The organism is Streptococcus sp. 20925_1_22 (genome assembly GCF_041431685.1).
Lineage (GTDB): Bacteria > Bacillota > Bacilli > Lactobacillales > Streptococcaceae > Streptococcus.
Genome location: NZ_JAPVYE010000005.1, coordinates 272,943 through 285,566 on the forward strand (window position 1 = coordinate 272,943; position 12,624 = coordinate 285,566).

Here is a 12,624-nt window from a genome sequence, read left to right on the forward strand (position 1 = left end):
AAGAAAAAGGCCGGAATATTTTCCAGCCTTTTTGTAACATCCGCTTATTAACGGCGATATTGGCGCAAGAAGCGCGTCATTTTCTCTTGGATTTGAGCTAGCTCATCTACTCGAGGCAGATAAACGATGCGGAAATGATCTGGTTCCTGCCAGTTAAAGCCTCGTCCATGGACGAGAAGGACTTTCTCCTGTTTGAGAAAATTGAGCACAAACTGCTCATCATCGTCGATGTGATACATGTTCCGGTCAATTTTCGGGAAAATATAGAGACCAGCTTTAGGTTTTACAGCTGATAGCCCCGGAATATCCTGAATAGCCTGATAGATGAAATTACGCTGCTCATAGATACGGCCACCTGGCAAGAGCAGTTCATCCACAGATTGATGACCGCCAAGTGAGGTTTGAACGACTTGTTGAGCTAAGACATTAGAGCACAGGCGCATGTTGGAGAGCATGTTCAACCCTTCAATATAACCCTTAACATGATGCTTAGGCCCAGATAGCACCATCCAGCCAACCCGGAAGCCTGCAATGCGATGCGACTTAGAAAGACCATTCATGCTGACACAGAAGATATCCGGAGCTAGACTAGCCACAGGGGTGTGGACATTGCCATCCATCACCATGCGGTCATAGATTTCATCCGCAAAGATAATGAGATTGTTCTGGCGAGCAATTTCCACAATTTCCAGCAGAAGTTCCTTAGGATAAAGTGCCCCCGTTGGATTGTTAGGGTTGATGATAATGATAGCCTTGGTATTAGATGTGATTTTTGACTTGATATCGTCAATATCTGGATACCATTCTGCCTGCTCATCACAGACATAGTGAACAGCATTCCCACCAGCCAGACTGACTGCAGCCGTCCAGAGCGGGTAATCTGGCATCGGTACCAGCACCTCGTCACCGTCATCAAGCAGTCCTTGCATGGACATGACAATCAGCTCGCTGACGCCATTTCCCAGATAAATGTCATCAATATCTACATTAGGAAAATTCTTAAGCTGGCAATACTGCATGATAGCCTTGCGGGCTGAAAAAATTCCCTTGGAGTCAGAGTAGCCCTCACTGTCACGCGCATTCATAATCAAATCATGAATGACCTCATCTGGAGCGGTAAAACCAAATTCAGCCGGATTCCCTGTATTGAGGCGGAGAATCTTTTCACCATTGGCCCGCATGCGCATAGCTTCATCCAAAACTGGACCGCGAATATCATAGGCAACATGTTCCAGCTTGCTGGACTTGTCAAATTCTTTCATTCTTATTTTTCCTCTATTCATCAGAATGTTATCATTATACCACCAGAAAAAGCGATTGACAACAAAAAATAAACTCACTTTTCATGTAATTAAAAAGAGAATTATAGGACAAAAAGCCCCATTCTTTTTCTAATCCCTCAAAGTAAAGGAATCTTTTTCGGCTTGCAATTTTCTGACAGCATTTCCATTTTATCTTTACTTTTTTTCTGAAAAGGGTTACAATAGAAACAAGAAAATAGTTGCAAATCACTCGGACGTTATGGACTGATTGATTTTTGGTCAGCCCAATCATTCTGTGAATGATGCGACGTCCTTTGCCGACCATTTTAGAGGAGGTAGCTCTATGACTCAGAAATATGAAAACATTATGGTTGCTGTGGATGGTTCTCACGAATCCGAACTAGCCTTTGAAAAGGGTGTTAACGTAGCTCTCCGAAACGGCTCTCGTCTCACTATCGCCCACGTCATTGATACCCGGGCTTTGCAAAGTGTCTCAACCTTTGATGCAGATGTTTACGAGGACTTACAGGAAGATGCCAAAAAGCTGACAGCTGAGCTGAAAGAAAAGGCTCAAAAATCCGGTATCAAGTATGTTGACATTGTCATTGAGATGGGCAATCCCAAGACTCTCTTGGCTACAGATATCCCAGAAGAGCATAAGGTAGATCTAATCATGGTCGGTGCTACCGGTCTCAATGCCTTTGAACGGCTGCTAGTTGGATCTTCATCTGAATATATCCTGCGCCACGCCAAGGTTGACTTGCTGGTGGTCAGAGACCCAGAAAAAACTTTATAAAAACTAGAGCAGATGACTGCTCTAGTTTTTTGTTTATGCGAGGTATTTTTATCTATCTTAATCTGTATTCCATTTCTGAAGACTTCGTTTACATTTTGCAAATATTTTTTAGAATTAGACTGTAAATTATTAAATTGATTTCCATGTTTGAAAAAATAATTTATATACTCACCACCCATTTTCGTGATAAAATTTATCAACTATCCCCAGTCGTAATCAGAAATAGCTGAACTATTTTTTGTTTCTCTTAAGTCAATCCCTAATTTTCTTAATGCGGCTAAGGACATATGCTCCAAACAAATTGGACCTAAAACTGAATCTTCCATCGAAAGTCTGACTGAAATTTCTTTTAGTTTATTTATAACATCAACATCACAGATATCACTATCAACGACTTCTCTTATTATGTGATAAGACACAATTGGATTTAAATCTATATTATTTATTAAATCATTATTTTTATAGGCTTTAGTTTTAATTTTTTTAAGAATATTCACCATTAAATTATTTTGTTACTGTTCCAGCAAATAATCAGCAATTGTTTTCGTTGAATCTGATATGACTTCATTAACTGTTTTTCTTGTTCCAAAGTCGTTATGCCAATAATGAATATCTGATAAACCACCGCGTGGTGGAAAAAGTTCTTGATAAAGAGTAAATTTTTCCCTTGTACTTAGCTCGTCATTGGTATTCAAAGATTTTTTTAAATATTTTAAATCCTCTACTTGCGGATGAACGTTTTTAATCTTATATCTGTCAATTATTGATAACAAATCATCAATTGCTTTTAAAACTGTTTCTAACATACTAATATTTTCCTGTCCTAGAGTCATATTCAAAACGTTTTTACTCGAAGTTAGGATCGTGTTTGCTTAACAAATCTACGAGACGAAAAGGGCAAGGAAAGCATCCTACCCTAAAATTCTTTATACTATATCAATCTTCTAAAATCACAGGAAAAATATCTTCCCCTCTATGCATTTTTTCTTCCATTTCTTTCCACTCTAAAACCAATTTATATAGTTCATCAGTTGAAATAAAGCAAGGTTCCCCAAGACTTTCATCATCCATTTGATAGTATACTTCTGTTTCTTCTTTACCTATATCAATATTTAGCATATTACCGCCAAAGTCTGATTCTTCTTTTTGACCAGTAACAACTGCCTCTAATTCTTTTTGAATATGGGTGTAAAAATTATGAACCTCAGAATTTAAAAAGTCTGACAATGATTGAAATTTTTGATCAGTAAACTTCAAAATTAACATTATATCATTTTCTTCATTTCCAAAAACCAAAACTGAATATGTTCTCTCCATTAACCTTACCTCTAAACTCATTTTACTCCATTGGGAATGCTGATATAATCTTTCCATCAGATTCTCTTATATACATTCCAATCTTTAATCCATTATGACTTTTTCCAATGTATGTGTTTCCATAAGCTAAAACTTTATTAGAATATGCCTCATTAATGGTATCTACAGATTCTCTGCGAGCTTACTTCGATAATAGATTTCAGCAGCACCGGATAACTTCATATCATTGACAGCCTTGTCTATAGCATGTTCTTGTGGTGTCCGACAATCACTCTTTGAAACAGTCTGAATCTCTTGAGCCTTCATCTTAGCAGACCAACTCATATCTATGCCATCAGTAGAGTAATTACCCTCACTGCCTACCAATACCTGACTAAGCTGCGTCGCTCCTTGAATAGCTAAACCCAAAACCTGCAGACTATCTGTGAAATAGCGGCTAATCAGCTCTAAACTTAGAGGAAAAGGGCAAAAGATTTATCTCGCCCTTTCACTTTTTACGACAACAAACACATATATATCTATTTATCGGGATTTTTTTATCTTTACAGACTGAACTAGGGGAATTTAAAACCTAACTGAATAGATTGTCTTTGTTAGTAGTTTGTATTTAACGAAGTTCTGCCCGTACTTCCATCAGAATTTTCCCCAGCATATTTTTTCCTGTACCATCGCCACCATCAGCCCAGTAGCTATCATTTTTCGTATGTTCAATGATGATACTATCTCCAGTCTCTAATAAATCTTCCATAATTACTGTGTTTTGACGGAATTTCTCACGAACAGCATAACGCATAATATCATCCTTGACATCTTCCCAGTCCTTTCGTAACGGATTATGGCGATTGCGTCCCTCCAAAGCAGCATCCATAGGTGACTCCAGCAGGCGAATTTTTTCCTGAATTTCTGGAACCAAGAATTTCTGAGCCTGGAAATAATGTTCCGATGTAGGCCAGATTTTATTTCCATCCGAAAAAGGATAAGGAGCAAAATTGGACATATAACCGTAAGCATCGTTTACCTTATAGAATTTAATTTCCTTCATTCTCTTCCTCCAATCCGAAATCAGCTAGTGATTTATCTTTCTCCTCCAGAAGTTTTTCCACATAATCAGGTTCTATCTCTAAAAACAGTTTCAAAGTATCATGAATTCGCCAATAATTATCTTCTGGCTTATCCATAATAACAGATAGAAAGTGCTTTAGGTAAGGGATATATTCAGAAAAGCCATTATCTTCAACTAGATAGTAAAAATATGAAAGATCATAATAACCTTTTTCCGCCTGCTCTATAATTTTGCAGACATAAGGGAATATGTCTTGCCTTGCTTTATCACCATTGCCAATATCTGATTGATTAGCCCAATAGCTAGTAAGAGCATCTAATATAATTCGATTTGTATCATCATAACTATATAGCCGATGAGGAATGTAGCCTTCCAATTTCCCTTCAACAAACATCTGAGTCAACACATCAAAACCTTCTTTCAGCCCCCAAATAGTTAAAAGCCTAGAAGCTTTATAGCGCAAAAAATCATCATCGCTAGATAATAAAGAGATAAGTTTGTTAATCGTTTCTTCTGGCACATCTTCTAAGTCAACTTCTTCAAGCAAGTCTGCGTAGTCTACACCATTAGGGACTTTGTAAAATAGATTATCAAGTTCTTCTCTAGTCATTTTTTCTCCTTATTCAAAAGTAAAATATTCGGGTGGAATACTTCCTTTTATCAATACTTCCCCATCACGTTTAGTATTGAATAAATCTTTTTTAGCATCATTTAGCCTTCTCGTATTTATATCATTTGGATTTTTATTATATCTCACTTGTGCTTGGACAACTCGTTTTTGCAAATGGTCAACTATTTCTTGGTGTGTTATAACTTCTACGTTTTTAAGTTTTCCTGTCTCAATATCATGCTGAATTTGCTTGGAATCAATCCTTATCCTATCTGATCCATAATTTTTGGGAGTTGTACTGAATTCTGGATCTGTTGTTGAAATATAAGGTGTACGATCAGAATTACCACCTCGTATTTGAGAATGGATAGGAAGATCTCCCTCAGGATTTACTGACACTAGATAACCATCCTCATTGATATAAGCTTTAGGGTTTCCTTTATAATTTCGAGTATCATAGAAATTGTTATCGTTTCGAGTTACAAAATCCGGAACAGTTTTTTCAGTAAAAGCTCTAGTATTCACTTTAGCAGCCGGCACCACGCTCTGAGTCCTTACCGCATCCTTAATCTGATAATACTCATTAATCTGGGTATCAGCCCTTTGTATTTGTAAATCCTTATTATAAGCCCGAGTACTCCAAGCTGCTGCACTTACCATTAGGAAGTCATAACCCGCTTTTATACTCGGTGCGTACCTGGTATAGTTTGTGGCATAATTCAGGAGTTCCTCATCAGCCTCTTTGCCTGTGACTGGATCAAGGCCCATTTCAGCGATATACTCAAAACGTTTTTGCTCGAAGTTAGGATCGTGTTTGCTTAACAAATCAATGATACGAAAAGGGCAAGGAAAGCATCCTACCCTAAATTCTTTATACTAGATTAATCTTCTAAAATCACAGGAAAAGTATCTTCCCCTCTGTGCATTTTTTCTTCCATTTATTTTCATAAGCAAAATCCTGTGATTTTAAAGTTTCACTAACAATTTTTTTGAATTCTGCTTTGTTCATTTGTAGGCGGAATCTAAATATTCCTTTACTGTCAAAGGAAGTCTTCGTTTTAAGTGAGGATACATTTCCAAATAGTCATCAATCCCTTTCTCAAAGGCTGGTTTAATAAACTTCTCTGTATTCTCTGAAAGACTTTCCTTCGTCAGATCAGATAGTTTATAATCTCCAAGCATTTTGTCGTTATCATTGTAAACAAAGCGACCTCCAAAATCTCCAAAGCCATGACTCAACTTCTCTAATTTTTCATGAAGCTTTTTTATAAAAAAGCCGTAATTGATATAAAAAGAGTTCTCAAAGTTAGATTTTTGAAAGCCAACAAATACCTTTAAATCAGTATTTTCAAATGTATAATATTTATTTTCATAAGCAAAATTTTGTGATTTCAAAGTTTCGCCAACAATTTTTTTGAATTCTGTATTATTCATTAAAAATTAGAAGCCCAGATATTCTTTCACACGTTTTTTACAAAGAAACTTGAAGTGAGGGTACAACTCAAAATAGTTTGCTAGTCCATCATCAAAGGCAGGATGAATCAACATTTTGATATTACTATTAATAGAAGCCACTAAACTTTCTGAGGTTATCTTCTCTAGATTATAGCTATCTAGGTTCTGATAAACAAATCTACCACCAAAGTCTTCCAAACCTTGTTTATATAGAGGTAATTTCCCATCATAAATGCCTTTGATTAAAAAGCCGTAATTGATATAGAAAGAGTTCTCAAAGTTAGATTTTTGAAAGCCAATAAATACCTTTAAATCAGTATTTTCAAATGTATAATATTTATTTTCATAAGCAAAACTATGTGATTTCAAAATTTCGCCAACAATTTTTTTGAATTCTGTTTTGTTCATAATTTACCTCTTTATTAGTAAGTATCTAAGACACCCTTATCTTTCATAAATACAATTCACTCAACAAGACTTTAAAAATTGTGAGAAAGGCTCAGGAATTAAAATAGCTTCTGAAAACAAAACTGGAACATATTTTTCTGGATTTCTAAAAACCACTTCCTGATAAGTATTATCTTTTTTCCATTCAATACGGTCGTATTCAATTTGCTCATCGCTAGAATTAATAATAATAAGTATATTCTCTCTCAATCCAATTGAGATAATATCATTCAATAAAGCAATGTTATAATTTTTCTTTAGGCAAAAGTATGAAAATATTCTACTCACTATTGCATCTTCTTCTAAAAATGATTGTAGTAATTCAATTAAATCTATTTTATCCATCTTAATTTCCTTTATTTTTGTAATGGAATTCTAACAATTTCCCCATTATAGGTAGTCTTCAAATATGGCTTTCCATGTATATTATCTGTCGCATTCTCATATCCATAATTTAATTGCCATGAATTTCCTTTACCGTCATAATATCTCACTCCATCGCCCCTTTTCAAAGGCGCTTTCCTATAACCTTGAAGTTCATTGTCTAAAAAAGCTTCAACACTTTTAATATTCGCGTTATCAAAGCTATCTATATCATTCAAATTAAACTTCAAATTATTGGAAACTTCTACGCCTCCAGTGTTTATAGCAGGAGCATCAGTATTCCCTCCTGGATTAATCTCCGACACCATCGACTGACTTCCCATAATTGTCTTAGTTTCAACTTTCGGCAATTCTAGTGTCCAATTCTTTGATGGAAGTTGAGGACCAAAAACTGTCTGACTACTTACGATTGGATTCCTTAACTCACCTGCAAAATTTGTATCAATTCCATAAACAGGCTTCCCATTGTAGACTTGATGCCCCACATAAGATCCAACCATCATATCTGTCCAAGCAACCGTATCTGGAATAGCTTTGACCCATCCGTAGTTTTTTGCTGTGATGATTTCAGCTTCTGTAGCCGGTTCATTAGTACTTGGATTTTTTCCTGTTTCAAGAATATATTTATTCCGCTTTGCAGCGTAATCTGGATCACGCCAATCAATCGGTTCAGCGTTCATTAATTGGTTGAAGCGAACATAACTATAATCTTTCTTTGCTTTTTCCTCATCTGACATGAAGATATAGTCAAATTCGATACTTATTCTTCCACGTAAAAATTCTGGATACTTATCCGCTAGCTCAACTAACGACATACCATCTACTTCTTCTTTATCAGATGCTAGAAGATTTGCCTTCATTTTTTTTGAACTTTCACTTTCAATATATATCGCACCTCCCCCTTCTCTCAAATACTGATATCGAGAATAAATATAATTAATTTGTTCTGCAGTCAAATCGGCTCTTTGAGGAAAGTTATAACCAGTATTGAGATAGCTTTCGTACTCACTGATAAGTTTACCATATCGCTCTTCCATCTTGGAAAATGACAATTCGTCAATATATTTCACGAAAGACTGTTGACTCTTCGTCTCCTCTATTCTCTCCTGCCGCTTAGTCCATCCAGTATTGATGGTACCTTTCCAGCTGAGATCAGCATCTCGGCGAGGAGGAAGATAAGTCTGAGTAGATGCATCCCAGCTCTGTGCTGCCTGAGACAGGCCAGTAGATGCGGCTACTAAATAAGTCTCTGCTTCCGCGAAAATAGTTGGCGAACTCTCATTAAAAGTAAGCAAATTATCCAGAATTTCTTGGAAGACTTGCCTAGCACTTTCTGCAACAGCGATGGAAGCACTGAAATCCACAATAGACATACCCTTATTATTTGAATAGAGTTGCGATTTGCGTTCCAACTCTGCCAGTTGCTGTTCTGCAAAACGAATTTTCTCTTCCAGTTCTGATTGGCGCCAGCTCTTACCGTCTACTTCTGCCGTGTAGTTACTAACAAAATTTTGACAAGCTAAGGCTATCGCTTCCTGATAGAGAATGACTCCCTGAACAATCGGGATGACCGTTCCGACAACATGATTTTTGGCAGAATCATACGCTTTACCTTTTAGTTCATCCTCATTATGAAAAGCTGATAAAACGCTTATTAATTTAAGATTCTGCCCCAAACATTGTTCAACCGCTCTTCCAAGGCTTTCTGCCTGCGTTCGAGCAGCTTCTAAATACATATCAATACTCATCCTTACTCCTCGCCAGCTAAGGCACGCTTCTCTTTGTAGACTTCTTCTAGTTGATTTTCTGCGTTTTGATGAACTTTCCGCAGTTTTTGTATCTGATCCTCTATATCAAGCTTTAGCCGTCTACTTCGATGAGAAAAATCTAGCTGATAATCTGTTATCTTACTGTAATATCGACTTCCTTCGAAATCATAAGACAAATCATGAAACCACGTCCCCATAGAATCCAACTGACACAATACATCTTCTTCTTGAGTTTTTGCCTGTCCCAACTTTTGATAGAGTTCCCATTCATGATCAGCAAGCCTCCGCTCCTTGGCCAACAAGGCAGTCCATCGCTTATCTTCCTGCATTGATTATTCCTCCAAAGCAGTCAAGGTATTCAGACCTAAATCTTTTTTAGTGACTGTCGGTTCCTTTTTAGGCGGTAAATAGTTAGTAGTCAGACTTTGACGAATCATAGCATCCTTATCCTCAAACTCTGCTGCTACACTATGAACATTCTGAATAATACTTGTAATGTGTGCCCCGAGCTGCCCTTGTAGGTTCTCAACATTTGAAATCCCTGCATTTGCATTAGAATTTCCAGCAACGGTTGTCTGCGAATCTCGAGTAATAGCCATCATCTGCAGGAAATTTGCATCTCCGATTGCTGTTGCATGACGGGCTGCTGTTGATAGGTCGCTCTTAACTTGGTATTGATCCATCCGTCCTCTCCTCTACATTTTTTTCTTATTGTACCATAAAATAAAAAAAGAGCAAAAAATTTCTGCTCTCCAAACATTTATTCTTTGTTTTCTTCTTTCTGCTCTATGGTACGCTGGTAGGCCTGAATCTGTCGTTCCAGTTCTTCTTTGATAGCTCCTTCAGGAGCGTATTTTTCTTCCCAATCATCTGGTTTGAGAATTTTATGGGTGACGGGGTCAAAGTGAGCCTTCCCATCTGGGAAAATCTTGCCCATATTAGCCCGATGGACAATATCGAATAGTTGCTCTGGATCTACTCCCATCAGTACAAAACTGCCATAAGTAAAATAAAGAGTATCAATCAAGGCATCTACCTGACCGACTAGAGAAACCTCAGCCTGACTCTTGGAGCGAACCTTGTCAGCAGCCTTGTCAAGCGCTTGATGGAGATAGGCTACAGAACTGTTAAAGTCTTCCTCTGAGTTACTAGCTGCTCGCAGAAACTCAACCAACTCTTCTAGCTTAAAACCTGCCCGATAGCGAGCGTCCTGAGGCGACCAAGCAATCGGCTCTTCCTGAGTGCTTTCATCCATGACACTATGGAACTCTTTAACCTTATTAAAGTGATGGTCACTGCTGGTAAAGACCTTTTCCCTCGCTAGGATACCAAAATGCTCCAAAGCCCTGTGAATCCCATCCTGACTATTGCTGCTAGTTGTATGCTTGGCCACTTCCTTGACCGAGCTGGTGCCATTTCCCATAGCAATGGAGAGACCAACTCCTGATAACATTTCCAAGTCATTGTCAGAGTCACCGAAGGCCATGACCTGATGAATGTCAAAGCCATATTCCTTGCCTACTCGGCGAATCCCCTCTAGCTTAGACGTGTCTTTATTGATAATATCGACCGCATAGGGGCTACTGCGGGTAAATTTCAAATCAGGAAAGTCTGCTTCAATCTTACGGCTTTCTTCCGGGCTGGCCAAAATCAATGCTTGGTAAATCGGCTCTTGTATCAGCTGTAGAAGATCCTTTTCATGCTGGGGCAAGGCCTTGCTGATGACCTTATTAAATCCATGACTGACTGTTCGCGCCATTCGCTTAGGGATGAAGCGGCTAGTCCACTGGGAGAAAGGGCTCATGCCGAAGGACATAATCTTGGAGCCCAGCATAGCCTCAGCCGTCCCCAAGGAAATTTCTTTCCGATGCTTCTTAGCATAGGCGATTAAATTCCGCAAACTCTGCTTGTCGATGGGACTAGCAGAAATCACCCTGTCTCTTGAAAAAATGTATTGGCCATTATAGGTCACAGCAAAGTCTAAGTCCAATTGCTCCATAAAAGGTTTGACAAAGAAAGGACCGCGGCCGGTTGCCAAACCGACTAATATTCCTTGCTCCTTTAAACTCTGAATAGCCTTTTCTGTAGATTTCAAAACCGTTCGACTGTCATTGACCAGTGTCCCATCAATATCAAAAAAGACGGCCTTTACTTCCATTGATTTTCTCATTCTTTCCTTTTATGATACAATAAATTATAACACAAAAATGACATACAATCACATGAATTGCAGAAAAGAAAAGCTGGAGTAATACCTATGCAACAGGATTGAAAACTCTATGAAAACAGAATGTAAGTTTTCGAATCTGCATCATGACTACAAGGAGAAAAAGGATTTATGACAAAGAAAATCTTGGTCCTGCACACAGGAGGAACCATTTCCATGCAGGCTGACGGCTCTGGGGCTGTCGTTACCAATGCTGATAACCCTATGAACCATGTGACTGTTCCGCTTGAGGGGATTGAGACGGAAGCCGTTGACTTTTTTAATATTCCCAGTCCTCATATCACGCCCCAGCACATGCTCAAACTTTACCAGAAAATCAAAGCCAGTGCTGACCAATTTGACGGAGTAGTCATTACTCATGGGACAGACACTTTAGAAGAGACGGCTTACTTTCTGGATACTATGCAGCTGCCAAAGATTCCGGTCGTTCTGACAGGAGCTATGCGCAGTTCCAATGAGCTGGGGAGTGACGGAGTCTATAACTACCTGACAGCCCTGCGGGTAGCTAGTGATGAAAAAGCCAGTGATAAAGGCGTGCTTGTCGTTATGAATGATGAGGCACATGCTGCCAAGTATGTAACCAAAACCCACACGACCAATGTCAGCACCTTCCAAACGCCGACTCACGGACCGCTTGGCTTGATTATGAAGCAGGAAATTCTCTACTTTAAAACAGCAGAGCCTCGGGTCCGCTTTGACTTGAACAGCATTTCTGGTCTGGTGCCCATCATTCCAGCTTATGCCGGTATGAAGACAGATCTTCTGGACATGCTGGATTTAGACAAGATAGACGGCCTCATCATAGAAGCATTCGGTGCTGGCAACCTCCCCAAGGAAGTAGCTGACAAGCTGGCTGATATGATAGCAGCCGGACTGCCAATCGCTCTGGTCTCTCGCTGCTTCAACGGGATTGCTGAGCCAGTCTATGCTTATGAAGGAGGTGGCGTTCAACTGCACCAGGCTGGTATCTTCTTCGTCAAGGAGCTCAATGCCCAAAAAGCCAGAATCAAACTGCTCATCGCCCTGAATGCTGGACTCAAAGGTCAAGAACTCCGAGATTATATGGAAGGCTGAGAGAAAAAGTTCCTATTTATGTTTTTTAAATCAAAAAGTGCTAAGACTGCTTAGCACTTTTTTGACTCTTTCGTATTCTAAAGCTGGGCAAACTTCATTGAATCGCTGGACTTAGAAGATAACCTCAAACAGAGACTCTAGAATTTCAAAAATATAATCACTTACCATAGGTCACCTCCATTTTCTGAGCTTGCTTAAATGTCTTCGGATAGTGGACTTT

18 protein-coding genes are annotated in these 12,624 nt (G+C 38.6%); 2 read left to right on the forward strand and 16 right to left on the reverse strand.

The features are described from left to right. Positions 1-47: 47 nt before the first annotated feature. On the reverse strand, positions 48-1,262 hold the full coding sequence (locus O3621_RS09105; protein WP_223323192.1) for a pyridoxal phosphate-dependent aminotransferase: 1,215 nt from the start codon (positions 1,260-1,262) through the stop codon (positions 48-50). A gap of 343 nt (positions 1,263-1,605) precedes the next feature. On the opposite strand from O3621_RS09105, the gene O3621_RS09110 reads away from it, so the two are divergent. After that, positions 1,606-2,058 carry a universal stress protein gene (locus tag O3621_RS09110; RefSeq protein ID WP_002896311.1) on the forward strand — a complete coding sequence of 151 codons (453 nt, stop codon included), beginning with the start codon at positions 1,606-1,608 and terminating at the stop codon, positions 2,056-2,058. A 200-nt stretch (positions 2,059-2,258) separates the two neighbouring features. Here O3621_RS09110 and O3621_RS09115 read toward each other — a convergent pair whose 3' ends face one another. The 15 genes from O3621_RS09115 to O3621_RS09185 form a co-directional block, all read right to left on the reverse strand. Then, positions 2,259-2,558: a hypothetical protein gene (locus O3621_RS09115; protein WP_002910434.1), complete on the reverse strand. Its 300-nt coding sequence runs from the start codon at positions 2,556-2,558 to the stop codon at positions 2,259-2,261. A 12-nt stretch (positions 2,559-2,570) separates the two neighbouring features. Beyond that, positions 2,571-2,864 (reverse strand): hypothetical protein, encoded by a 294-nt coding sequence (locus tag O3621_RS09120; protein ID WP_032912520.1) that lies wholly within the window; start codon positions 2,862-2,864, stop codon positions 2,571-2,573. Between the two features lie 130 nt (positions 2,865-2,994). Beyond that, the gene (locus O3621_RS09125; protein ID WP_125342768.1) at positions 2,995-3,375 is read right to left on the reverse strand and encodes a hypothetical protein; all 381 of its coding nucleotides are present in this window, start codon (positions 3,373-3,375) and stop codon (positions 2,995-2,997) included. Positions 3,376-3,397: 22 nt separating this feature from the next. Continuing rightward, a complete protein-coding gene (locus O3621_RS09130) occupies positions 3,398-3,532 on the reverse strand; it encodes an EndoU domain-containing protein (RefSeq protein WP_080556616.1) in 135 nt (44 codons plus the stop codon). Positions 3,533-3,537: 5 nt separating this feature from the next. Next, complete coding sequence (locus O3621_RS09135) at positions 3,538-3,783, reverse strand: hypothetical protein (protein WP_002910442.1); 246 nt, start codon at positions 3,781-3,783, stop codon at positions 3,538-3,540. 199 nt (positions 3,784-3,982) lie between these two features. Beyond that, the gene (locus O3621_RS09140) at positions 3,983-4,417 is read right to left on the reverse strand and encodes an NADAR family protein (RefSeq protein ID WP_002910445.1); all 435 of its coding nucleotides are present in this window, start codon (positions 4,415-4,417) and stop codon (positions 3,983-3,985) included. After that, positions 4,404-5,048, reverse strand: coding sequence for a hypothetical protein (locus O3621_RS09145; RefSeq protein ID WP_002910447.1), 645 nt, complete (start codon positions 5,046-5,048; stop codon positions 4,404-4,406). The genes O3621_RS09140 and O3621_RS09145 overlap by 14 nt, the downstream gene beginning before the upstream one ends. A 9-nt stretch (positions 5,049-5,057) precedes the next feature. Next, positions 5,058-5,816 carry a hypothetical protein gene (locus tag O3621_RS09150; protein WP_239683260.1) on the reverse strand — a complete coding sequence of 253 codons (759 nt, stop codon included), beginning with the start codon at positions 5,814-5,816 and terminating at the stop codon, positions 5,058-5,060. 237 nt (positions 5,817-6,053) lie between these two features. After that, positions 6,054-6,482, reverse strand: coding sequence for a DUF4304 domain-containing protein (locus O3621_RS09155; protein ID WP_002898143.1), 429 nt, complete (start codon positions 6,480-6,482; stop codon positions 6,054-6,056). A gap of 6 nt (positions 6,483-6,488) precedes the next feature. Continuing rightward, positions 6,489-6,911: a DUF4304 domain-containing protein gene (locus tag O3621_RS09160; protein ID WP_002910450.1), complete on the reverse strand. Its 423-nt coding sequence runs from the start codon at positions 6,909-6,911 to the stop codon at positions 6,489-6,491. 60 nt (positions 6,912-6,971) lie between these two features. Beyond that, complete coding sequence (locus O3621_RS09165; protein WP_002898147.1) at positions 6,972-7,295, reverse strand: hypothetical protein; 324 nt, start codon at positions 7,293-7,295, stop codon at positions 6,972-6,974. Between the two features lie 11 nt (positions 7,296-7,306). After that, a complete protein-coding gene (locus O3621_RS09170; protein WP_002910451.1) occupies positions 7,307-9,082 on the reverse strand; it encodes a hypothetical protein in 1,776 nt (591 codons plus the stop codon). Between the two features lie 2 nt (positions 9,083-9,084). Beyond that, a complete protein-coding gene (locus tag O3621_RS09175; protein WP_002910452.1) occupies positions 9,085-9,432 on the reverse strand; it encodes a DUF3958 family protein in 348 nt (115 codons plus the stop codon). A gap of 3 nt (positions 9,433-9,435) precedes the next feature. After that, positions 9,436-9,786: a TIGR04197 family type VII secretion effector gene (locus O3621_RS09180; RefSeq protein WP_002910455.1), complete on the reverse strand. Its 351-nt coding sequence runs from the start codon at positions 9,784-9,786 to the stop codon at positions 9,436-9,438. A 77-nt stretch (positions 9,787-9,863) separates the two neighbouring features. Then, positions 9,864-11,261 carry a Cof-type HAD-IIB family hydrolase gene (locus O3621_RS09185; protein WP_048774157.1) on the reverse strand — a complete coding sequence of 466 codons (1,398 nt, stop codon included), beginning with the start codon at positions 11,259-11,261 and terminating at the stop codon, positions 9,864-9,866. 180 nt (positions 11,262-11,441) lie between these two features. Between O3621_RS09185 and O3621_RS09190 the strand changes: the two genes are divergently transcribed. Further along, a complete protein-coding gene (locus O3621_RS09190) occupies positions 11,442-12,404 on the forward strand; it encodes an asparaginase (protein WP_125435120.1) in 963 nt (320 codons plus the stop codon). Positions 12,405-12,624 lie beyond the last annotated feature (220 nt).

Coding starts and splice junctions, on each gene's coding strand:
- O3621_RS09105 (WP_223323192.1), bottom strand. CDS start 1,262: ATGAAAGAATTTGACAAGTCCAGCAAGCTGGAACATGTTGCCTATGAT.
- O3621_RS09110 (WP_002896311.1), top strand. CDS start 1,606: ATGACTCAGAAATATGAAAACATTATGGTTGCTGTGGATGGTTCTCAC.
- O3621_RS09115 (WP_002910434.1), bottom strand. CDS start 2,558: ATGGTGAATATTCTTAAAAAAATTAAAACTAAAGCCTATAAAAATAAT.
- O3621_RS09120 (WP_032912520.1), bottom strand. CDS start 2,864: ATGTTAGAAACAGTTTTAAAAGCAATTGATGATTTGTTATCAATAATT.
- O3621_RS09125 (WP_125342768.1), bottom strand. CDS start 3,375: ATGGAGAGAACATATTCAGTTTTGGTTTTTGGAAATGAAGAAAATGAT.
- O3621_RS09140 (WP_002910445.1), bottom strand. CDS start 4,417: ATGAAGGAAATTAAATTCTATAAGGTAAACGATGCTTACGGTTATATG.
- O3621_RS09145 (WP_002910447.1), bottom strand. CDS start 5,048: ATGACTAGAGAAGAACTTGATAATCTATTTTACAAAGTCCCTAATGGT.
- O3621_RS09150 (WP_239683260.1), bottom strand. CDS start 5,816: ATGGGCCTTGATCCAGTCACAGGCAAAGAGGCTGATGAGGAACTCCTG.
- O3621_RS09155 (WP_002898143.1), bottom strand. CDS start 6,482: ATGAATAATACAGAATTCAAAAAAATTGTTGGCGAAACTTTGAAATCA.
- O3621_RS09160 (WP_002910450.1), bottom strand. CDS start 6,911: ATGAACAAAACAGAATTCAAAAAAATTGTTGGCGAAATTTTGAAATCA.
- O3621_RS09165 (WP_002898147.1), bottom strand. CDS start 7,295: ATGGATAAAATAGATTTAATTGAATTACTACAATCATTTTTAGAAGAA.
- O3621_RS09170 (WP_002910451.1), bottom strand. CDS start 9,082: ATGAGTATTGATATGTATTTAGAAGCTGCTCGAACGCAGGCAGAAAGC.
- O3621_RS09175 (WP_002910452.1), bottom strand. CDS start 9,432: ATGCAGGAAGATAAGCGATGGACTGCCTTGTTGGCCAAGGAGCGGAGG.
- O3621_RS09180 (WP_002910455.1), bottom strand. CDS start 9,786: ATGGATCAATACCAAGTTAAGAGCGACCTATCAACAGCAGCCCGTCAT.
- O3621_RS09185 (WP_048774157.1), bottom strand. CDS start 11,261: ATGGAAGTAAAGGCCGTCTTTTTTGATATTGATGGGACACTGGTCAAT.
- O3621_RS09190 (WP_125435120.1), top strand. CDS start 11,442: ATGACAAAGAAAATCTTGGTCCTGCACACAGGAGGAACCATTTCCATG.